Genomic DNA, 19,889 nt, shown 5'->3' on the forward strand with positions numbered 1-19,889 from the left:
AGGGGGTTCGGCATGGCAGACACGGCGATGAGCGTCACGCCCTACTGGGAGCTGACCTTCGACGCGGACGGGGACCCCGACCCGCGTCGCCGGGACCGGTTCCTCGGCGAGGTGGCCCGGCGCGGGGTGCGCGAGCTGGTGGTCTTCGCGCACGGCTGGAACAGCGACCGGTCGACCTCGACCCGGCTGTACAGCCGCTTCTTCGAGCCGTTCCCGGCGCTCGCGCCGGGTGCCGCGCTGGGCTACGCGGGGGTGGTGTGGCCGTCGATGCGGTTCTCCGACGAGCCGATCCCCGACTTCCCGCGCACCCTGGCGGCGGAGCGGCCGGCGCTGGACAAGGACACCCGGCGCGCCCTGGTGGAGACGTTCCCCGGACGCGCCACGGTCGTCGACGAGCTGGCGCGGCTGCTGGACGCGCAGCCCCGCAGCGAGGCGGCGCTGGAGGAGTTCGGGCGGCTGGCGCGGCTGCTGGCCGAGGACGCGGCGGCGCAGGGGTTCGCCGCGGACACCGGCGCCGAAGGTGAGCCCGCGTTGTTCGCGGCGCCCGTCGCCGAGGTGTGCGAGGACTTCGCGCGGGCGCTGGCCCCCGAGGCGGAGTCCTTCTCGTTCCCCGACCCGTGGGACGGGGCGCACGAGGTGCTGCGGCAGGCGGCGTACCACGCGATGAAACGGCGGTCGGGAAAGGTCGGCGAGCGGGGGCTCGGCCGGGTGCTCGCCCGGCTCGCCGCGACCGCTCCCGAGGTGCGGGTCCATCTGGTCGGGCACAGTTTCGGCGCCCGGCTGGTGGCGTTCGCGCTGCGCGGGCTGCCGGACGGGGTGCGGCCGGTGAAGTCCGTGACCCTGCTCCAAGGGGCCTTCTCCCACTACGCGTTCGCGCCGGCGCTGCCGCACGACCCGCGCGCGGCCGGTGTGCTGCACGGCCTGCAGCGGCGGATCGACGGCCCGCTGGTGTGCTGCCACTCGCGGCACGACACGGCCCTGCGCACGTTCTATCCGCTGGCCTCGCGGATGGCGGGCGACGACCGCGGCGTCGCCGCCGGCTTCGGCATCGGCTCGCTCGGCCGCAGGTGGGGCGCGCTGGGCTACGGCGGGATCCAGGCCGTGCCGGGCACGCGCGCGTGCCCGCTGCGGGACGCGGCGGCGGGCCGGATCCCCGCCTCCGGGTGCGTGAACGTCGACGTGGCGTCCGTGGTGCGGCGCGGTGGGCCGCCGGCCGGGGCGCACAGCGACATCGTGCACCGGGAGCTGGCGCAGGTGGTGACGGCGGCGGGCCGCATCGGATGACGGCCCGCCGCCTGCGCTCACCTGTGCGAGGTGAACTCCACGACCTGCTGGTACGTCGGCCGGTTCTGCCAGCCGATCCGGTCGTGTCTGATGCCGCCCAGCGTGCGGTGGACGATCGCGTCGGCGCACCACTGGTCGCCCGCCGCGCAGCTGTCGTCGCCGGGGTAGACCTGGGCGGCCGTACGGCCCGCCGCCTCCTTGAGGGTGGTCAGCAGGACGTCCCGGCAGGCGGTGAGGCTGCCGCCGCCGCAGTACGCGCGGGCCAGCGGGCCGCGCACCGGCTCGCCGAGCACCGCCCTGATGTCCTTGTCGACATAGCTCCACCACCCGTACTGGAAGGCGCTGCCGGCGTGGGCGCCGGTCGGGCCGTGGGAGGCGGACGGTGACTCGTCGACGGGGAGGTTCGCGGTCAGGGCGGTGTACAGGCCGCTGCCGAGTCCGGGTTCGAACTCGGCCCTGACCAGCAGCGGCCACCAGGCGTCCAGGATGCGGATCGCGTCCGCGTGGGCGTACGCCCGTGACCCCGCGGACGTCTCCGCACGCCGGCCGCCCGCCGCCAGCCACGCCTGGAGCTTGGACACGGCGGCCGCGGCCGTCGGGTCGCTCACCGGCGCGCTCGTGACCACCTTCAGCAGGTCCGGTACCACGCCCTCGGCCCGCAGATCGGTCAGGCCGGCCTCGGCCATCGCCTTCACCAGGGCGGTACGGGTCACCCCGCCCGCGGCGACCAGCCGTCCCACCCGGTCGTCGAGGAGGTTCCCGCGATGGACGGAGCCCTCTCCCCAGGGCGCGGCGGCGTAGTCGGCGGCCTGCTTGTTGTTCCAGGAGATGTAGTAGTCCTGGTCGACCGAGTGCGGGTGGGCGGACGGTGGTGTGTAGTCGGCCGCGTTGGTCGCGGGGTTCCAGTTCCGCCATTCGTAGGGCTGCCGCGCCCACACCGGGAAGTCGGCGTCCACGTCCTGCGCGCGCACCGGGTTGTCACCGCTGTTGTAGTACGCGGTGTGCTCGGAGTCGGCGTAGAACCAGTTGAAGGTGTAGTTGATGCGCTCCACCGCGCTGCGGAAGGACGCGGGATCTTTCACATGGCCCGGATCGTTGAGCATCTGGAAGCCGATGACGGAGTCGACCTCGCGCAGGAAGGAGGAGCGCAGGGTGGTGTAGGCGACTTTCCTGCCGTCCACGGTCGCGCGGTACTCGACCGGGCCGTACGCGGTGCGCCAGGCCCGCATGGTGTACGAACCGGCGGGGGTCGGGTCGGCGGTGGTGGGTTTCCAGGCGTTCTTGCGCTCGACCTTCTCCATCGGGGTGCAGACGCCCCGGAGGAGGTAGTGGAAGTCGTCCCGGCACAGCTCGACGGCGTAGGTGTCGATGACGTCCTGGCCCGAGGTGGTGGCGCTCCAGGCGTAGTCCTGGCCGCGGCCCAGTTCGACGTACATGCTCAGGCCCGCGAAGGAGGCGCCGCGGGCGCTCAGGCCGGGGCCCTGGATCTCCTGGAGCATCAGCAGCTGGGGCGCGAAGTAGCCGGTCTGGGGGCCGAACACCGCGATGGGGTGACCGCTCGCCGTGTGCTCGCCGCTGACGACGAGGGCGTTGGACATCCCGCGCCGGGCGGAGCTCACGGCCGCCTTCGCGGCGGCCTCGGAGGTGCTGCCGGCCGCCGCCGTGGCTGCGCTGCCGGTGCGGTCGTACACCAGGGGCTCACGGACCAGTGAGCCGGCGTCGGGCAGGGCGAGGCCCTGCGGGGTCGCGGGCCGGCCGGCGTAGGGGAAACTGCCGGTGCGCTGGGTGAGGACCGCCTCGGGGTCGTTCCTCATCCGGAACGACTCCCACACCCTGGTGCCCTCGGCGACGCCGTAGCGCTGCTGCGCGGCCAGCAGGGACAGGGCGTTGTGCACCTCGCCGCCGCCTCCGGAGCCGAACAGGGCGCCGATGACGGAGGCCAGGGCGACCAGGTCGGCGGGGGTGAAGTGCTCGATGGTGCCGGCGTTGGTGACCGAGTCCTTGTGTCCGGTCAGGACGTACTCGCCGGGGAAGTAGCGGCCGCTGTCGGAGGCGTCGATATAGGCGTTGATGCCGTCGATGTAGGCGTTCACGTCGGCGAGGGCCTGCCGGCCGCGTGCGCCGCCGCGGGCGGCGGCACCCTCGATCTGCGCCTGGAGTTCGGCCTCGGTGTAGGGGGCGTTGCGCCAGAACTGCTGCTCCAGGCCCTGGTTGGCGGGGGCGCCGCCCGCGAAGGAGGTCAGCCGGCCGCGTCCGACGTGCCGGAAGACGTCCATCAGCCACAGCCGGTCCTCGGCCGCCGCGTACCCGGCGCCGAACTCGGTCCCGTAGCGGGTGGTGCCGGTGATGTGCGGCACCCCGGTCTTCTTGTCGCGCACGATCGTGACGTCGGTGCGTCCGGCGGGGCGGACCGTGGAGGCGACCTGGTCGGCGGGGACGCCGAAGGAGGCGTCGCTGAAGAAGGTGCTGAGCGTGGCCTCGGTGAGGGCGGGGTAGCCGGTGGCGAGTGCGGCGTAGGGGCCCAGTTGGTCCGCGGAGTGGGCGGGCTTGGTACCGAATGCCTGGTTGAGGAGGATCTGGGCCAGGGTGGCGTTGCCGTTCTGGCCGGGCGGCAGGATGTCCGAGCACCGGGCGCCGCAGTGGTCGGCGACGGCCGCCGGGGCGGGGGGTGCGGCCGCCGCCGGGGAGAGCGGGGACAAAAGTCCGGCGATGAGGGCGCATACGGACGCCGTCTTCAGGAACTCGGGGGTCGCGCGGGGAGTTCTCATTCTGTCGAGCAGGTTGCGTGGGGTGAGCCGTGGCATGGCTGCTCCTACCGACGGGATGGGGCCGTGCGTTACCGGCGGTTATCCCCGGGTTCGAAGATGAACATGCGTCAGATTTCCGAGCCGGTCGGAGCCGGACGGGGGGTCGGGATTGCGTCAAGGCGGAGCCGGAGCGGCATCCGAGGGGAGCCGAATCGTGTATCGACACGTCTATTCGGAGACGTGCGTACGACGGCCCCGTACGACGACGCCGAAGTGACCGAAGTGCGGATACAGGTGTGACGGAGGTGCAGGGCGATGGCCGGTTTCCGGAGTCTCGCGAGACAGGTACGTGATCCGCGGTGCGATCTGGCGCTACGGCGTTATTCGCTGCGCAAGTGCCTGGAGCGGTTCGCCCCCTACGGGCACAGAGCGACCTGGGACCATCTGTGCTCCCGGGCCGGTTTCGGCCCGGAGGACAGGTCCCCGGATCCGGCGCGGCTGGTGGCCGCGCTGGAGGAGCTGGAGGAGGCGCGGGCGGTGTGGCTCGCCTATGAGGTCGAGTTCGCCGAGCGCCGCAAGAAGGAGAAGCACGACGGGCTGCGCAGGCCGAGCAGTGTGGACGACTGGCACCGGATGACCTGGGGCGGCTTCGGCGTCGCCTGGTGCGACGATCCCCGGGTCCATCCCCGTGAGCCGCTGGCCGAGGTGCTGCGGCGGCTCATCGCGGCGCTGGAGCGCGAGCCGGGGGTGAGCTGCCCGGTGTGCGACGGGGAGCGCCTGGTCTGGAAGTACGAGCTGGCCCACGAGCCTTCGTCCGGGCCGGTCTGTGTGGAGTGCGGGATCCTCGTGCCGCGGCCGGTGCTGACGCCGGAGGCGCTGGCGGGGGCGCGGCTGGAACAGCGGCTGCTGATCTCGGCCTGACGGGGGCGCGTGCCCGGGCACGGGCTTTTCGGGGGTACGGGCTTGCGGGGGACGCGGGTCGCGCGGGCACGGGGGACGCGGGGCTCGTGGCGGCTGGGTCACGGTGACGAGGGGCTCGGCGACATGAGTCACGGGGACCTGGACTCGGGGGCACGGGGACGGGGCCGGGCACGGAGCGAGGTGACGCCGTCAGGGCGCGGGGGCCCGTCCGTCACGGCGTGTGGGGGTGCGCTGGGGATGCCGCACCCCCGTTCTGCCGGGGCGGGCCGGGGTGAGCAGCTCGGCGCGGGCGGCGAGGCCGGTCGCGCCCTGGGCGCGGAGTCGGGCGGCGCCGGGGCCGGACAGCCAGGCGCGCAGCTCGGCCAGACCGCGCTCGGCGGTCTCGTCGTACCACCAGCGGAACGGCGTGGTGTCGCCGAGCAGTGCGCGCAGCCATACGCCGGCGCAGTGGGCGAGGTGGGCGTCGGGGACGGTGCCGTGGGGCCAGGCGCCGAGGAAGGGCCTCACGGTCCGGGCGATCGTGACGCAGGTGTCGAAGATGTCCTCGACGGCGTACGGGGGTTCGGGCGTCGTGACGGCGTCCTGCCACCAGGCGTGCAGGAACGCCTCGACGGCGGCGGACTGCTCGGCCGGCCAGGACCGCCAGTCCACGCGGGCCAGACCGTGCCCGGAGTGGGCGATGGCCTCCAGCGTGCCGTCGGCCAGGGCCCGCGCTCCCTGCGGGAGGAGGCGGCGCATGACGGTCACATGGTCGTCGAAGTGCCCAGGCGCCTCGTACAGGAACATGCTCAGCGCGTCGGGCGGCAGCGCGACGGACGGGGTGCGCAGATACTCGGTCTCGCGTCCGTGGCAGTAACCGCACCCGGACTCCTCCGGGTTGGCGAAGCCACCGAAGACCGCGTCGATTCCGTCCAGGGCCCGGACGAGGGCGGGTGACGTCATGGGCGTACGTCCCGTCAGGACTCCGCGCACGGCACCGGGCCGGCCGAAGATCGCGACGCTACCAGGGCCACGGGGGCGCTGCCAGCGGGGCGGTCCACGGGGCGTACGGGGCCGCCCCCGAAGGCGGCCGGCCAGGACTGGACTCCGGCCGGCCAGGACTCCGGGGGTACGGACCACGCCATTCGCGGAGGCGCGTCACCACCGACGACCCGTGGCCGAGGAAGGTCCGTCGTCGGCGCCCCCGGCGGGCATAAGGGTGTGGCCGGTGCGGGGGTGGGGTGCGACGGAGTGCTAGCAGCACTGGTCCGGTTCCAGGGGCGCGGTGCAGGGGTCCGGGTCGGGCTCGCGCGGGGCGGGCGGGCGCCGGGGGGCGTCCTTGGGTGGGCGTTCGGACATCAGGCGGGAGCCGGCGAGGCGGGCGCCGAAGGCGTCGTCGGGGTTGGAGAGGGCGCAGGTGTCCAGGGAGAGGCAGCCGCAGCCGATGCAGTCGGTGAGGTGGTCGCGCAGCCGGTTGAGCTGCTTGATGCGCTCGTCCAGCTCGGAGCGCCACGCCTCGGAGAGGCGGGCCCAGTCCTCGCGGGTGGGAGTGCGTTCCTCGGGGAGTTCGGCGAGGGCGTCCCTGATCGTGGCCAGCGGGATGCCGACGCGCTGTGCGGCCCGGACGAAGGCGACGCGGCGCAGGGCGTCACGGCTGTAGCGGCGCTGGTTGCCGGATGTGCGGCGGCTGCTGATCAGGCCCTTGGACTCGTAGAAGTGCAGGGCGGAGACGGCCGCGCCGCTGCGCGCGGAGAGCTGGCCGACCGTGAGCTCGTGGATCTTCTCTGGAATCTGGGGCACTCATCGAACCCTACAGAGGCCGGTGGGCGGACGGTCCGTTGACAGGGGGCCCGGACCCGACCATGCTAAGCAGTTGCTTAGACAGGGTGACCGTGCGAGACGCAGGGAAGGTCGGGACGAACATGGCGGAGCCGAGGATCTTCACGTCGGTGGACGAGCTCAAGGCGGCGGTGGGCGAGCAGCTGGGGTACACCGACTGGCTGGAGATCGACCAGAAGCGGATCGACCAGTTCGCCGAGGCCACCGGCGACCACCAGTGGATCCACGTCGACCCGGAGAGGGCCGCGGCGGGGCCGTTCGGCACCACCATCGCGCACGGCTATCTGACCCTGTCGCTGCTGCCGCTGTTCGGCCCGCAGCTGATCGGCGTCGAGGGCGTGAAGATGGGCGTCAACTACGGCACCAACAAGGTCCGTTTCCCCGCGCCCGTGCCGGTGGGCTCCCGGCTGCGCGCCACCGCGACGATCAGCGGCGTGAAGGACGTCCCCGGCGGTGTGCAGGTGACCACCGCGTTCGTGGTGGAGCGCGAGGGCGGCGACAAGCCGGTGTGCGTGGCCGAGTCGGTGGCCCGCTACTACCTCTGACCGCCCCTGCCTCCGACCGCCGGACCCGCCACCTCCGGCAGCCCGGGGCCGCGGCCCGCCGGGGGCCGGGCTACTTGCCCGCGCCCACCATCCGCAGCACGAGGTCGGCGTAGAGCGCGCCGACCTCGTCGGGGGTGCGCGGGCCGTCCACGTTGAACCAGCGGGCCACGTCGATGCACAGGGAGAGCACGGCGAGGGTGGTGCCCTGCACGTCGATCACGTCGAACTCGCCGGAGGCCACGCCGTCCTCGATGATCCCGCGCACCTCGCCGTCGACCTGGCGGCGCAGTGCGAGGATCTCGGCGCGGGCGTCGGGGCCGAGCGAGTCGAGCTCGTACTGGACGACCCGGGCGGTCGTTCGGCCGCCGGCGTGCCAGCGGACGAAGGAGCTGACGGCGTCGGCGAGCCGCTCGGTGGCGGTGCCCTCGCGGGCGGACGCGGCGCGCAGGATCTCCAGGGCCTTCTCGTGGCCGATGCGGCTGATCCGGTGGAGCAGCTCTTCCTTGGTCTTGTAGTGGATGTAGAGCGCGGCCGGGCTCATGCCCGCGCGGCCGGCGATGTCGCGGGTGGTCGTGGCGTGGTACCCACGCTCGGCGAAGGCTTCCACCGCGGCCACGAGCAGTCGCCGGGCCGCGTCGGGCGTGACCTCGTCCCACGCCTGCGGCTCGCCGCCGGTCGTCTCCTCCGCCGTACTCATCGCTTTCTCGCCCCTCTCGCTCACAGGGGCACCACCATACCCCCGCGGGTGAGCGGCCGCTTAGAGCAGGCGCCGGCGGCTGCTCCGAACGGTGTCAGAGGCGTTCCAGGGGGTGGTAGGAGGGGCGCCCCGCCTCCTGCCGGTCGCGGATGACCTTGGCCAGGGTGAAGGCGGAGGTGACGAGGTAGAGCACGGCGATCGCCAGGAAGGCGCGGACCCAGGCGTCGGCCTCCAGCTGGTAGATGCCGATGGCGGTGGCGGCCATGGCGACGGCGAAGGACGCGACGGCCTGACCGTAGAAGGCGGCGGTGTTCTGCGACTTGTCCGGTGACTCACTCATGGGCACAAGCATCGGCGGACGCGGATCCCGCCGCATCCGCACGGATACTCAGGCGGTACTCAGAACGCCGAAACCCCCGTCAGCGCACGGCCGATGAGCAGCTTCTGGATCTGGCTGGTGCCCTCGTAGAGGGTCATCACCCGCGCGTCGCGCAGGAGTTTGCCGACCGGGTACTCGTCGATGTAGCCGTAACCGCCGAAGACCTGAAGGGCGTTGTTGGCGGCGCGGACGGCGGCCTCGGAGGCGAACAGCTTGGCCTTGGAGGACTCCACGGCGAACGGCTGCCCGCGGTCGACGAGGTCGGCGACCCGCCAGGTCAGCAGGCGGGCGGCGTCGACGTCGAGGGCGATGTCGCTGAGCAGTTCCTGGACGAGCTGGTGGTGGGCGATGGGCCGGCCGAACTGCTCGCGCTCGCCGGCGTGGCGCACCGCCGCGTCCAGGGCGGCCTGGGCGATGCCGACGCAGCCGGCCGCCACCGACATCCGGCCCTTGGCGAGGGCGGACATGGCGACGGAGAAGCCCTTGCCCTCCTCGCCGAGCAGGGCGCAGGCGGGCACCCGCACGTCCTCGAGGACCAGTTCGGCGGTGGCCTGCCCGCGCAGGCCGAGCTTGCCGTGGATCGGACGGCGGGTCAGTCCGGGCGTGTCCGCGGGGATCAGGAAGGCGGAGACGCCCTTGTGGCCGGGGGCGTCGGTGGAGCGGGCGAAGAGCAGGACGACGTCGGCCCAGGTGCCGTTGGTGATGAACATCTTGGTGCCGCTGATGACGTAGTCGCCGCCGTCGCGGACCGCGCGGGTGGTCAGGTTCCCCGCGTCGGAGCCGGTGCCCGGCTCGGTGAGGCCGAAGCAGCCGATGGACGCGCCGGAGGTCAGCCCCGGCAGCCAGCGCCGCTTCTGCTCCTCGCTCCCCCACGCCGCGATCGTCTTGGCGACCAGGCCGAGGGAGACGGAGACGATGCCGCGCACGGAGGAGTCGCCGCGGCCGAGTTCCTCGGTGACCAGGCAGTACGCGAGGTGGTCGCCGCCGGAGCCGCCGTACTCCTCGTCGATCGTCAGGCCCAGGAAGCCGACCTCGCCGAGCTTCTTCACGATGCCGCGGTCGACCTCCTCCGCGCGGTCCCAGGCGGTGACGTGCGGGGCGATCTCGCGCTCCACGAAGTCCCGGGCCAGCCGCCGGACGGCGGTCTGCTCCTCGCTGAGCTCCAGGTTCATGCCGAGTCACCCCACAGAGAACGGACAGGACGAAGGCCGGACACGGACGGATCTTGAATGCCGTACGTTTAAATTAGCACTGCTAGTTTCCGGTCGCAGCCCTACTATGTGCGCCATGGCCCGACCGCGCAAGCCCCTGCTGAGCACCGACCGCATCGTGGAAGCGGCCCGGGAACTCGTCGACGCGGAGGGCCTGGCGGCCGTCTCCACGCGCCGGCTCGCCGCGGAACTGGGGGTGAGCGGGCCGTCCCTCTACAACCACTTCCGGACCAAGGACGAGATCCTGGAGGCCGTCGCCGACTCGGTGAGCGCCCAGGTCGATCTGTCGATGTTCGAGGACGGACGGGACTGGCGGACCGCGCTGCACGACTGGGCCGTCTCCTACCGGGCCGCACTGCGCGACCACCCGAACATCGTCCCCGTCCTCGCCCGCGGCCCCGGCCGCCGGCCCGCCGCGCTGCGGCTCGCCGACGCGGTCTACGGGGCGATGGTCGAGGCCGGGTGGCCACCGCCGCAGGCCACGTCCATCGGCGCGCTGATGCGGTACTTCATCATGGGGTCCGCGCTGGGGTCCTTCGCAGGCGGCTTCGTGGACGACGCGAGTGCGTACGATCCCGCCGACTATCCGCATCTGGGGCAGGCGCATCTGCTCTCCGAGCTCCAGGAGAAGATCGACGAACGGGCCTTCGAGACCGGGCTGACCGCGTTGCTGGACGGGCTGGAGCGGCAGTACGAGCAGGTGGGCGGCTGATATTTCGGCGGGGACCGAAGCGTTCGTGGCCCATGCTGGGCCCATGAGCACGAGAGATCCCGTGGCGGCCGGGCTGGCCGCCCTCGCCTCGCTGTTCGCCGACGAGACACGGGCCGCCTGCCTGCTGGCACTGCTGGACGGGCGGGCCTGGACGGCCGGTGAGCTGGCGCGGCACGCGGGCGTCGCCGCGTCCACGGTGAGCGAGCACCTGGGCAGGCTGGTCGCCGGCGGGCTGCTGACGGAGGAGCGGCAGGGCCGGCACCGGTATGTGCGGCTGGCCTCGGCCGAGACCGCGCAGCTGGTGGAGGACCTCGCCGCGCGGGTGGACGCCGGGGCGAAGGCCCGGCCGCGGAATCTGCGCGAGGCAGGCGCCGGTTCGGCCATGGCCCGCGGCCGCACCTGCTACGACCACTTCGCCGGGCGCCTCGGCATCACGCTCACCGACGCGTTCACCTCCCGCGGACTGCTCGACCAGGACGCCGGGTTCGCGCTCACCGACGCCGGGCTGGCGTGGTTCGGCGCGGCCGGCATCGCCCTGGACCGGGGCGGGCGGCGGCCGCTGGCGCGGGGGTGCCTGGACTGGACGGAGCGTCGGCCCCACCTCGCCGGGGCGGCCGGGGCGGCGCTGTGCCGGCACGCGCTGGCGGCGGGGTGGTGCGTGCGGATCGGGTCCGCGCGCGCCGTGACAGTGACCGACGAGGGGGAGCGGGCGTTCGGCGACCTGCTCGGAGTGGAAAGCGGGATCCTCAGGTGAACCGACCGCGTCGTACCGACCTTCTGGCGGCCGGGGCCGCGTGCGTCACCGTGGTGCTGTGGGCGTCCGCCTTCGTGTCCATCCGCAGTGCGGGGGCCGCCTACTCGCCGGGCGCCCTGGCGCTCGGGCGGCTGCTCGCCGGGGCGCTCGTCCTCGGGGTCCTGTGCGCCGTACGGCGGGAGGGGCTGCCGCCCCGGAGCGCCTGGCGGGGCATCGCCCTGTCCGGGGTGCTGTGGTTCGGGCTGTACATGGTCCTGCTCAACTGGGGCGAGCAGCAGGTGGACGCCGGGACCGCCGCGCTCGTGGTGAACATCGGGCCGATCCTCATCGCCCTGCTGGCCTCCCGCGTGCTCGGGGACGCGGTGCCGCCGCGGCTGGTCGCGGGGATGGCGGTGTCGTTCGCCGGGGCGGCGGCCGTGGGGCTGTCGATGTCGGGGGACGGCGGGTCCTCGGTGCTCGGGGTGGTGCTGTGCCTGCTCGCGGCGGTCGGGTACGCCGGCGGTGTGGTCGCGCAGAAGCCGGCGCTGGGCCGGGCGAGTGCGCTGCAGGTGACGACGTTCGGATGTGCCACCGGGGCGGTGCTGTGTCTGCCGTTCGCGGGACAGCTGGTGCGGGAGGCGGGCGAGGCGCCCGCGGGGGCCACCCTCAACATGGTCTATCTGGGCGTGTTCCCGACCGCGCTCGCCTTCACCACCTGGGCCTACGCCCTGGCCCGGACGAGCGCCGGGAAGATGGGGGCGACCACGTACGCCGTGCCCGCGCTGGTGGTCGTGATGTCGTGGGTGGCGCTCGGCGAGGTGCCGGGGATGCTCACACTGGCGGGCGGGGCGCTGTGTCTGGCGGGCGTGGCGGTGTCGCGCTCCCGGCCGCGGGCCGCGGCACGCCGGCCGCGGCCCCGGCGTGCCGACGTCTCGGCGTGAACGCGCTCCGCCGGCAAGCCCCTTGACGGGTGGCAGGGCCGTCAGAAGACGACCAGGGCCCGTCCGCCCTTGCCGGCCAGCATGTTCTCGAAGGCCGCCGGGATGCCGTCCAGGGCGATCCGTTCGGTGACCAGGGAGGCGAGGTCCAGTCGGCCCGCGCGGGCGTGCTCGGCGAGGACCGGCAGGTCGCGGGCGGGGTCGGTGTTGCCGTAGACGCAGCCGGAGAGGGTGCGGCCCCAGTGGAAGATCTCCAGGGCGTTGAAGGTGACCTGCTGGTCCTTGCCGCCGATGCCGACGACGGTGGTGCGGCCGCCGCGCCGGGTGGACTCCCAGGCGGCCCGGATGGTCACCGCACGGCCCACGCACTCGACGGCCACGTCGACGCCCTGCTTGCCGGTGAGGGCGCGGATCTCGCGCGGGGTGTCCTCGGAGGCGACGACGTAGTCGGTGGCTCCCGCGGTGCGGGCCAGCTCCTCCTTGGCCGGGGAGACGTCGACGGCGACGATCCGCGACGCGCCCGCGATCCGGGCGGCCTGCAGGGCGGCCAGGCCCACTCCCCCGACGCCGAACACGGCGACCGTCTCGCCCTCGCGGACGCGGGCGGAGTGGTGGACGGCGCCGTAGCCGGTGAGCACCGCGCAGCCGAGGAGGGCGGCGTCGGTGAGGGGGATTCCCGCGGGGGCGGGCAGGGCGCAGGCGGCGGAGACGACGGTCTCCTCGGCGAACGCGGCGACGTTCAGACCGGGGTGCAGGTCGGTGCCGTCGGCGGTGCGGGCGTAGACGTCGGCCACGCCGGTCAGGGCGTGGGCGCACAGCCAGACCTCACCGAGCGAGCAGGCGTGGCAACGGCCGCAGGAGGGCGCCCAGTTGAGGACGACGTCGTCGCCGGGGGCGACATGGGTGACGCCCTCGCCCACGGCGACGACCGTGCCGGCACCCTCGTGGCCGAGGACGGCGGGGACGGGGACGCGCATGGTGCCGTTGGACAGCGACAGGTCGGAGTGGCAGACACCGGCGGCGGCGAGACGGACGCGGACCTGGCCGGGGCCGGGGTCGGGCAGGTCGATGCCGGTGATCTCCAGCGGGGCACCGATGGCGGGCAGTACAGCGGCACGGACGGCCATGACGGGCAACTCTCCTAGAACTGGAGGGACTTGGTCTGCAGGTACTCGGCGAGGCCGTGCGTGCCGAGCTCGCGGCCGACGCCCGACTGCTTGTAACCGCCGAAGGGGGCGAGGGGGTTGAAGCGGCCGCCGTTGATGTCGACCTGGCCGGTGTCCATCCGGCGGGCGAAGGCGACCGCCTCGGCCTCGTCGCCGGCCCACACGGCACCGGCGAGGCCGTAGACCGTGCCGTTGGCGATGCGCAGGGCCTCCTCCTCGTCCTCGTAGCGGAGGATCGACAGGACCGGGCCGAAGATCTCCTCCTGGGCGACGGTCATGTCCGGGGTCACGTCGGCGAAGACGGTGGGGCTGACGTAGTACCCCTGCTCGCGCGGCGGTTCGGAGCCGCCGGCGACCAGGCGGGCGCCCTCGGCCACGCCCTGGTCGATGTAGCCGCGTACCCGTTCCCGCTGCTTGGCGTTGACCAGCGGGCCGATGCGGTCGCCGTACTTGGCGGCGGCCGCCGCGGCGAGCTCGACGGCCTCGTCGTAGCGGGAGGTGTGCACGAGCATGCGGGTCCAGGCGCTGCACGTCTGGCCGGAGTTGGCCATCACGTTGGCGACGCCGACGTTCACGGCCTTGGCGAGGTCGGCGCTCGGCAGGATCACGTTGGCGGACTTGCCGCCGAGCTCCAGGGCGACGCGCTTGACGGCGCCGCCCGCGAGGGCGCCGATGCGCCGGCCCACGGCCGTGGAGCCGGTGAAGGAGACCAGGTCGACGTCCGGGTGCTCGGCGAGGGCCTGCCCCGCGACCGGGCCGAGGCCGGTGACGAGGTTGAACACCCCCGCGGGGACGCCCGCCTCGTGGCACGCCTCGGCGAAGAGCTGGGCGGTCAGCGGGGTGTCCTCGGCGGGCTTGAGGACGATCGTGCAGCCCGCCGCGAGGGCGGGGGCGACCTTGGCGACGATCTGGTGGAGGGGGTAGTTCCAGGGGGTGATCGCGGCGACCACGCCGACGGGCTCGCTGTAGACGGTGGAGTTGCCGACCTTCTCCACGAAGGCGTACGTCCCCGCCAGCTCGACGTAGGAGCTCGCGACCGCGAGCGGGGCGCCCACGTGCACGTTCTGCGAGAAGGCCAGGGGCGAGCCGAGCTCGGTGGTGACCGTCTCGGCGATCTCGTCCTTGCGTGCCACCAGCGCGTCCCGCAGGGCGGCGAGCCGCTCGGCGCGGGCGGCGGGGGGCGTGGCCGCCCAGCCGGGCAGGGCGGCGCGGGCGGCCCGCACGGCGGCGTCCACGTCCTCGGCCGTGCCCGCGGGGACCTTGGCGACGATCTGCTCGTCCGCCGGGTTCACCACGTCGATCACACCCTGGCCCGCGGCGGGGCGCCAGGCGCCGTCGATGTACATGCCGTCCTGGGCCTTCATGGCCTACCTCCCGAGATCACGGCGACGTCCGCCAGCCAAACTAGCGGCGATAGTTTTTCCGCGCCAGAGGCATCCCGGCCGAGAGGCTACGCGAGGGGGCGCCGGGAGAGGGGGGCGAGCGGGTGTGAGGTTGGCCCCGCGGGGGGTGTGAGCTGGGCCCTGCGGGGCGGGAGCTGGGGCCTTCGGGGGTACGAGGCTGGGGCCTTCGGGGGTGCGAGCTGGGGCCTTCGGGGGTACGAGCTGGGGCCTTCGGGGGCGCGAGCTGGGGCCGGGGCCCCCTCCCCCGGCGAGCGCCCCCGTCAGAAGTCCGCCCGTACCCTCTCGTCCACGCGTCCCACCGACTCCTGGCCGAACGCCTTCTCATAGGCGCGGCGGATCTCCTCGATCCTGCGGTCGTTCTCGGCGGTCCGCTCGACCGGATACAGCAGGGTCAGCTCGTAGGACCGCTCCTTCTGGATGCGGCCGCCGGCGTCGCGCCACTGGCCGCGGCCGGTCTGGACCGTCAGTCCGTCGGGGAAGTCCGGGGTCACCTCCTTGTCGACGAAGGCGGTGAACTGCCGGTCGGTGACGGCCGGGCCGCCGTCGGCCCGCTCGGTGCCGAACAGCAGCCGGGTCTCGGTGTACGGCTCACCGCGCACCGGCATCGGGGCGGTGGTGTCGGCGAGCGCGGCGTAGGCGGTCGGCGCGGCCGCGGTGAGGAGGGCGCCGGCCACGAGGACGCCGACGCGGGTGCGGGTGAGATGCAGGGTCATGGGCTCCTGCCTAGCCGCCCCCGCTGCCGCCCGGGTGCCGCCCCGCTCAAGCGTCACTCGTACGCGGCGGTACGGGACCCCCGTGGCGCGGCCGGCGGCGTACCGCTCACTCCTCCAGGTCCGGCAGCCGGGCCGGGGCCGGGCAGACGCGTTCGCCGTTCTCGTCGAAGACGAAGAGATGGGCGAGGTCGACCAGGAGCGGCACCTGCATGCCGTGGCGGAGATGGAGGTCGGGGGTGGTGCGGACGATGAGGTCGCCGGGGATGCGGCCCTGGGGTGCGGCGGGTTCCGGCTCCGGGTCCGCGGGGCGGTCCAGGACCACGACGGGGCCGGCCCGCAGCGCGCCCGCCCGCTCGCGGAGCCGGTCGAGGACCGTGCCGGACTCGCGGCGGCGCCGGGGGCGGCGGACCGGGCGCGGGGCCTCCAGTTCGGGGACGACCGCGGGGCGGGAGCCGGTGTTGACGTGCACGAGCATCTCGTGGCCCTGGAACTCCACGTGCTCCACCAGGCCGATCAGCGGCACCTCGCCGGGCCGGGCGGCCGACGGGTCGGCCAGGCGCAGGGCCTCCGAACGCAGGCCGACGATGACCTCGCGGCCCTGCTGGACGCGGAGCATCTGGTGGTCCAGGGAGAGGGGTTCGGGCAGCCGCAGGTACTGCTTGCCGAGGGCGATGGTCATCGCCCCGCCGATCGGCGCCCGTACGAGGCCGCGCAGCAGGTTGATGCGCGGGGTGCCGATGAAGGCGGCGACGAAGACGTTGCGGGGCAGCGCGTAGACCTCGCGGGGCGTGCCGACCTGCTGGAGGACGCCGCCGCGCAGGACGGCGACCCGGTCGCCGAGCGACATGGCCTCGGACTGGTCGTGGGTGACGTAGACCGTGGTGGTGCGCAACTCGCGGGTGAGGCGGGCGATCTCGGCGCGCAGGTGGTTGCGGAGCTTGGCGTCGAGGTTGGACAGGGGCTCGTCCATCAGGAAGGCGGAGGGGTGGCGGGCGACCGCGCGGCCCATCGCGACGCGCTGGCGTTCGCCGCCCGAGAGCTGGCGGGGGAAGCGGTCCAGGAGGTCCTCGATGCCGAGCATGCGGGCGGTGGCGTCCACGCGCGGGCGCGGGTCCGCGCCCGGGGCCTCGATGCGCAGCGGGAAGCCGATGTTGTCGCGGCTGGTCATGTTCGGGTAGAGGGCGAAGTTCTGGAAGACCATCGCCATGTCCCGGCCGCCCGGCGGCAGGTCGTTGGCGTACTCGCCGTCCAGCAGCAGCTGCCCCTCGTCGATCTCCTCCAGACCGGCGATCATGCGCAGCACCGTCGACTTGCCGCAGCCGGACGGGCCGAGCAGGACGAGGAACTCGCCGGGGGCGATGTCCAGTGTCAGCCGGTCCACCACGAGGGTGCCCCTGGTGTAGCTCTTGCTGACGTCGTGCAGAGAGATGGCGCGTGACATGAGAGGCCCCCGAGGGCTCATAAGGGCGCTGGTGCTCCACGGACTTGACGCGCCTCGCGTGGTCGCGAGCCGCCTGTGGGTCACGGAAGCTAACGGAAGGTGTGCGGCCGCGGTAGGGGAATGACCGGTTCCGGCACCTTCGTCCAGCAGGTGAGACGGCCGGCCTCGGAGCGGGGGATTCCAGCGCGGGTCGGTCACCTCAGCGCGGGGAATCCAGCGCGGCTCAGCCCTCTCAGCGCCGGGTAGTCCGCCGCCGCTCGGCCCTCTCCGCGCCGGGGAGTCGACGCCGTTCGGCCCGCTCAGCGCCGGGATATCCCCTGCCGGGGTCGGTCACTACAGCGCCGGGAAATCCGCCGCGGCTCGGCCACCACAGCGCCGGGGAATCCGCCGCCGCCAGGCCCCTCACCGCTGGGAGATCCGCCGCCGCTCCGCCGCCCCCGTGGCCGCCGTCTCCGGCTTCGCCGGGGCGCGCAGGGCGACGCCCGACGAGAGCAGCAGCAGCCCGCCCAGCATCACGAAGGGCGCCGCCACGCCCGCGGCTCCGGCGATCAGGCCGGCCGCGGCGGGCGCGGCGACCTGGCCGAGGCGGTTGCCGGTCAGCCGCAGGGCGAGGGCGGTGGAGCGGGCGCCGTCGGGGGCGGCCTGCACGACCGTCGTCATCGACAGCGGCTGTCCCACGCCGAGGCAGAAGCCGAGGACGGCCAGCATCACGGCCAGCGCCCACACCGGCACCGGCAGCGCGACGGCCGCGCACAGCAGGGCCGCCAGCAGACACGTCACCATCAGCAGCGCCCTGCGGCCCAGCAGCCGAAGCAGCGGGGTGAGCACCAGGCGGCAGGCGATCGTGGCCGCCGCGCGCAGGCTGAGCAGCAGGCCGACGACCGAGGGGGCGATGCCGCGGTGCTCGCCGACGACGGGGAGGTAGGCGGTGAGGATGTCGGTCGCGGAGAGCACGGACAGGCTGATCAGGATGCCGGCCGGTACGCCCCTGGCGCGCAGGATGCGATGGACGGGGACGGACTGCGCGGTTCGGGACCTGGGCCTCGTACCGCGGTGTTCGACGCGCCACAGGGACGTGCACGCGACCGCCGCGCCCGCGCCCGCGACGAGCAGGGCCGTCGCGCTGGTGCCCGCCCGGTCGCCGCCGCCGATCAGCGCGCCGGCCGCGATCGGGCCGATCAGCTGGCCGAGGGAGGCGCCGATGGTGAAGTGGCCGAAGTTGCGGTCCTGTTCGTGCGGGGCGGACTGCCGGGCGACCAGGGACTGGGCGCCGATGACGAAGGACAGGTGGCCGAGGCCCATGACCCCGCTCCAGACGGCCATCGTCCACAGGGAGCCGGCCAGTCCGCTGAGCGCGCAGCCGCCGGCGATGAGGACCACGCCGACCGGCAGCAGCGGGGCGCAGCGGCCGTGGTCGGTACGGCGGCCCAGCGGGACCGCGGCGAACAGCGGCAGCAGGGCGTAGACCCCGGCGATGACCCCGACCGCCGTCTCGTCCGCGCCGAGCGCCAGGGCCCGGTAGGACACGGCGGGCCGGGCCATCGACACCGCCCCCTGCGCGAAGCCGAAGGCGATGACGAGGCGGAGCAGCCAGCCGCGGTTCCCACCGGGCCTCACGACGACGTCCTCCATGGAAGGTCAGATGATGCCGAAGAGCATTCCGGCGGCGAGGATCACCAGACAGGTGGCGGCCGCCCACTTGACCACGAACCGGGTGTGGTCGCCGAACTCCACCTTCGCCATGCCGACCAGGACGTAGACGGCCGGGACCAGCGGGCTGGACATGTGCAGCGGCTGGCCGACGAGGGAGGCGCGGGCCATCTCCAGCGGGCTCACACCGTGCGCGGCACCCGCCTCGGCGAGGACCGGCAGGACGCCGAAGTAGAAGCCGTCGTTGGACATGAAGTAGGTCAGCGGCAGGCTCAGCAGACCGGTGACGAGGGTCATGTGCGGGCCCATGCCCTCGGGGATGACGTCGACCATCCACGTGGCCATGTGGTCGACCATGCCGGTGCCCTGGAGGACGCCGGTGAAGACGGCGGCGGCGAAGACCATGCCGGAGACGTTGAGGACGTTGTCGGCGTGGGCGGCGAGGCGGGCCTTCTGATCGGGGATCCGGGGGAAGTTGACGGTGAGCGCGAGGGCGGCGCCGAGCAGGAACAGCACCGGGATCGGCAGCCACTCCATGATCATGGCGGTGAGCAGGGTGAGCGTGAGCAGCGCGTTGAACCACAGCAGCTTGGGGCGCAGGGTGGGGCGGTCGGGGTCCAGGCCCTTGAAGTCGTCGTCCTCGTCGGAGGAGCCCTCGGAGGCGTCCGCACCGGAACCCGCCGCGCCGGTACGCGCCTTGGCCTCACCGGCACCCGCCGCGCCGGTACGCGCCTTGGCCTCACCGGCACCCGAGCCCGCGCCCACCAGGACCGTCTCCTCCTCCAGCACCTCCTCCAGCGTCAGCACCCCGAGCCGCTTGCGCTCGCGCAGGCCGAGGACGTACGAGAGGCCGATGACGAAGAGCAGGCCGACGGCGAGCGCCGGGATCATCGGGACGAAGATGTCGCTGGCGTCGAGCTTGAGCGCGGTGGCCGCGCGGGCGGTGGGGCCGCCCCAGGGCAGGGTGTTCATCACGCCGTTGGCCATGGCGGCGACACCGGTCATGACGACCAGGCTCATCTTCAGGCGCTTGTACAGCGGATACATCGCCGAGACGGTGATCATGAAGGTGGTGGAGCCGTCGCCGTCCAGGGAGACGATCGCGGCGAGCAGGGCCGTACCGACGACGATCCGCATCGGGTCGGCCTTGGCGAACTTCAGGATGGCCCGCACGATCGGGTCGAAGAGGCCGACGTCGATCATCACGCCGAAGTAGACGATCGCGAACATGAGCATCGCGGCGGTGGGCGCGAGGCTGGAGACGCCGTCGATGACGTAGTCGCCCAGCTCGGCGCCCTTGCCGACGAACACGCAGAAGAGCGCGGGGATCAGCACGAGCGCCGCGATGGGCGACATCTTCTTCAGCATGATCAGGACCAGGAAGGTCGCGATCATGGCGAAGCCGAGGATGGTCAGCATGAGTGGATACCTAACGTTCGCCCTTGAACATCCCACCAGGGCCGGCGGTGCGAGCGACGTTAGGTCCCGTCAAACGGGGTTAACAAGATGTTGACGTGCGAGCAATAAGCGC

The 19,889-nt window shown here is 73.4% G+C and carries 18 protein-coding genes; 6 read left to right on the forward strand and 12 right to left on the reverse strand.

What is annotated here, in order from left to right; genetic code table 11:
• Positions 1-12: 12 nt before the first annotated feature.
• Positions 13-1,284 carry a serine-threonine protein kinase gene (locus ACSU6M_RS06890; protein WP_437067920.1) on the forward strand — a complete coding sequence of 424 codons (1,272 nt, stop codon included), beginning with the start codon at positions 13-15 and terminating at the stop codon, positions 1,282-1,284.
• 17 nt (positions 1,285-1,301) lie between these two features.
• Here the strand turns inward: ACSU6M_RS06890 and ACSU6M_RS06895 are convergent, their stop codons facing one another.
• A complete protein-coding gene (locus ACSU6M_RS06895; protein WP_437067922.1) occupies positions 1,302-4,088 on the reverse strand; it encodes a penicillin acylase family protein in 2,787 nt (928 codons plus the stop codon).
• 258 nt (positions 4,089-4,346) lie between these two features.
• Here ACSU6M_RS06895 and ACSU6M_RS06900 point away from each other — a divergent pair, with 258 nt between their 5' ends.
• Complete coding sequence (locus tag ACSU6M_RS06900; RefSeq protein ID WP_437067923.1) at positions 4,347-4,952, forward strand: hypothetical protein; 606 nt, start codon at positions 4,347-4,349, stop codon at positions 4,950-4,952.
• A 189-nt stretch (positions 4,953-5,141) separates the two neighbouring features.
• On the opposite strand, the gene ACSU6M_RS06905 is transcribed toward ACSU6M_RS06900, so the two are convergent.
• Positions 5,142-5,894, reverse strand: a complete 753-nt coding sequence (locus ACSU6M_RS06905) for a hypothetical protein (protein ID WP_437067924.1) — start codon at positions 5,892-5,894, stop codon at positions 5,142-5,144.
• A 291-nt stretch (positions 5,895-6,185) separates the two neighbouring features.
• Positions 6,186-6,731, reverse strand: a complete 546-nt coding sequence (gene soxR, locus ACSU6M_RS06910) for a redox-sensitive transcriptional activator SoxR (RefSeq protein ID WP_437067925.1) — start codon at positions 6,729-6,731, stop codon at positions 6,186-6,188.
• Positions 6,732-6,853: 122 nt separating this feature from the next.
• Here soxR and ACSU6M_RS06915 point away from each other — a divergent pair, with 122 nt between their 5' ends.
• Complete coding sequence (locus ACSU6M_RS06915; protein WP_437067926.1) at positions 6,854-7,315, forward strand: MaoC family dehydratase; 462 nt, start codon at positions 6,854-6,856, stop codon at positions 7,313-7,315.
• Between the two features lie 70 nt (positions 7,316-7,385).
• Here the strand turns inward: ACSU6M_RS06915 and ACSU6M_RS06920 are convergent, their stop codons facing one another.
• The 3 genes from ACSU6M_RS06920 to ACSU6M_RS06930 all read right to left on the reverse strand — a co-directional run bounded on the left by ACSU6M_RS06920 (position 7,386) and on the right by ACSU6M_RS06930 (position 9,563).
• Complete coding sequence (locus ACSU6M_RS06920) at positions 7,386-8,012, reverse strand: TetR/AcrR family transcriptional regulator (RefSeq protein WP_437067927.1); 627 nt, start codon at positions 8,010-8,012, stop codon at positions 7,386-7,388.
• A gap of 94 nt (positions 8,013-8,106) precedes the next feature.
• A complete protein-coding gene (locus ACSU6M_RS06925; RefSeq protein ID WP_437067928.1) occupies positions 8,107-8,352 on the reverse strand; it encodes a YiaA/YiaB family inner membrane protein in 246 nt (81 codons plus the stop codon).
• 59 nt (positions 8,353-8,411) lie between these two features.
• Positions 8,412-9,563, reverse strand: coding sequence for an acyl-CoA dehydrogenase family protein (locus ACSU6M_RS06930; RefSeq protein ID WP_437067929.1), 1,152 nt, complete (start codon positions 9,561-9,563; stop codon positions 8,412-8,414).
• A 115-nt stretch (positions 9,564-9,678) separates the two neighbouring features.
• Here ACSU6M_RS06930 and ACSU6M_RS06935 point away from each other — a divergent pair, with 115 nt between their 5' ends.
• Genes ACSU6M_RS06935 through ACSU6M_RS06945 form a run of 3 tightly spaced genes read left to right on the forward strand, consistent with a single transcriptional unit; the run spans position 9,679 to position 11,988 of the window.
• Positions 9,679-10,314 (forward strand): TetR/AcrR family transcriptional regulator, encoded by a 636-nt coding sequence (locus ACSU6M_RS06935; RefSeq protein WP_437067931.1) that lies wholly within the window; start codon positions 9,679-9,681, stop codon positions 10,312-10,314.
• Between the two features lie 43 nt (positions 10,315-10,357).
• Complete coding sequence (locus ACSU6M_RS06940) at positions 10,358-11,068, forward strand: ArsR/SmtB family transcription factor (RefSeq protein WP_437067933.1); 711 nt, start codon at positions 10,358-10,360, stop codon at positions 11,066-11,068.
• Positions 11,065-11,988 carry a DMT family transporter gene (locus ACSU6M_RS06945; protein WP_437067934.1) on the forward strand — a complete coding sequence of 308 codons (924 nt, stop codon included), beginning with the start codon at positions 11,065-11,067 and terminating at the stop codon, positions 11,986-11,988. Before ACSU6M_RS06940 ends, ACSU6M_RS06945 begins: the two co-directional genes overlap by 4 nt.
• 41 nt (positions 11,989-12,029) lie before the next feature.
• Here the strand turns inward: ACSU6M_RS06945 and ACSU6M_RS06950 are convergent, their stop codons facing one another.
• The 6 genes from ACSU6M_RS06950 to ACSU6M_RS06975 all read right to left on the reverse strand — a co-directional run bounded on the left by ACSU6M_RS06950 (position 12,030) and on the right by ACSU6M_RS06975 (position 19,777).
• Complete coding sequence (locus ACSU6M_RS06950) at positions 12,030-13,112, reverse strand: Zn-dependent alcohol dehydrogenase (RefSeq protein WP_437067935.1); 1,083 nt, start codon at positions 13,110-13,112, stop codon at positions 12,030-12,032.
• A 14-nt stretch (positions 13,113-13,126) separates the two neighbouring features.
• On the reverse strand, positions 13,127-14,515 hold the full coding sequence (locus tag ACSU6M_RS06955; protein WP_437067937.1) for an aldehyde dehydrogenase family protein: 1,389 nt from the start codon (positions 14,513-14,515) through the stop codon (positions 13,127-13,129).
• A gap of 299 nt (positions 14,516-14,814) precedes the next feature.
• Positions 14,815-15,267: a DUF3574 domain-containing protein gene (locus tag ACSU6M_RS06960; RefSeq protein WP_437067938.1), complete on the reverse strand. Its 453-nt coding sequence runs from the start codon at positions 15,265-15,267 to the stop codon at positions 14,815-14,817.
• Between the two features lie 106 nt (positions 15,268-15,373).
• Positions 15,374-16,708, reverse strand: coding sequence for an ABC transporter ATP-binding protein (locus ACSU6M_RS06965; RefSeq protein WP_437067940.1), 1,335 nt, complete (start codon positions 16,706-16,708; stop codon positions 15,374-15,376).
• Positions 16,709-17,110: 402 nt separating this feature from the next.
• Positions 17,111-18,325, reverse strand: a complete 1,215-nt coding sequence (locus tag ACSU6M_RS06970; protein WP_437075033.1) for an MFS transporter — start codon at positions 18,323-18,325, stop codon at positions 17,111-17,113.
• Positions 18,326-18,346: 21 nt separating this feature from the next.
• Positions 18,347-19,777 (reverse strand): CitMHS family transporter, encoded by a 1,431-nt coding sequence (locus tag ACSU6M_RS06975; protein WP_437067941.1) that lies wholly within the window; start codon positions 19,775-19,777, stop codon positions 18,347-18,349.
• Between the last annotated feature and the right edge of the window lie 112 nt (positions 19,778-19,889).

The organism is Streptomyces sp. enrichment culture, from assembly GCF_964272895.1.
Taxonomy (GTDB): domain Bacteria; phylum Actinomycetota; class Actinomycetes; order Streptomycetales; family Streptomycetaceae; genus Streptomyces.

Bases quoted from the DNA above. Each gene is read 5' to 3' on its own strand.
- ACSU6M_RS06935 (WP_437067931.1), top strand. From the start codon at position 9,679: ATGGCCCGACCGCGCAAGCCCCTGCTGAGCACCGACCGCATCGTGGAA.
- ACSU6M_RS06915 (WP_437067926.1), top strand. From the start codon at position 6,854: ATGGCGGAGCCGAGGATCTTCACGTCGGTGGACGAGCTCAAGGCGGCG.
- ACSU6M_RS06895 (WP_437067922.1), bottom strand. From the start codon at position 4,088: ATGCCACGGCTCACCCCACGCAACCTGCTCGACAGAATGAGAACTCCC.
- ACSU6M_RS06905 (WP_437067924.1), bottom strand. From the start codon at position 5,894: ATGACGTCACCCGCCCTCGTCCGGGCCCTGGACGGAATCGACGCGGTC.
- ACSU6M_RS06965 (WP_437067940.1), bottom strand. From the start codon at position 16,708: ATGTCACGCGCCATCTCTCTGCACGACGTCAGCAAGAGCTACACCAGG.
- ACSU6M_RS06950 (WP_437067935.1), bottom strand. From the start codon at position 13,112: ATGGCCGTCCGTGCCGCTGTACTGCCCGCCATCGGTGCCCCGCTGGAG.
- ACSU6M_RS06940 (WP_437067933.1), top strand. From the start codon at position 10,358: ATGAGCACGAGAGATCCCGTGGCGGCCGGGCTGGCCGCCCTCGCCTCG.
- ACSU6M_RS06930 (WP_437067929.1), bottom strand. From the start codon at position 9,563: ATGAACCTGGAGCTCAGCGAGGAGCAGACCGCCGTCCGGCGGCTGGCC.
- ACSU6M_RS06975 (WP_437067941.1), bottom strand. From the start codon at position 19,777: ATGCTGACCATCCTCGGCTTCGCCATGATCGCGACCTTCCTGGTCCTG.
- ACSU6M_RS06920 (WP_437067927.1), bottom strand. From the start codon at position 8,012: ATGAGTACGGCGGAGGAGACGACCGGCGGCGAGCCGCAGGCGTGGGAC.
- ACSU6M_RS06925 (WP_437067928.1), bottom strand. From the start codon at position 8,352: ATGAGTGAGTCACCGGACAAGTCGCAGAACACCGCCGCCTTCTACGGT.
- ACSU6M_RS06900 (WP_437067923.1), top strand. From the start codon at position 4,347: ATGGCCGGTTTCCGGAGTCTCGCGAGACAGGTACGTGATCCGCGGTGC.
- ACSU6M_RS06955 (WP_437067937.1), bottom strand. From the start codon at position 14,515: ATGAAGGCCCAGGACGGCATGTACATCGACGGCGCCTGGCGCCCCGCC.
- ACSU6M_RS06960 (WP_437067938.1), bottom strand. From the start codon at position 15,267: ATGACCCTGCATCTCACCCGCACCCGCGTCGGCGTCCTCGTGGCCGGC.
- ACSU6M_RS06890 (WP_437067920.1), top strand. From the start codon at position 13: ATGGCAGACACGGCGATGAGCGTCACGCCCTACTGGGAGCTGACCTTC.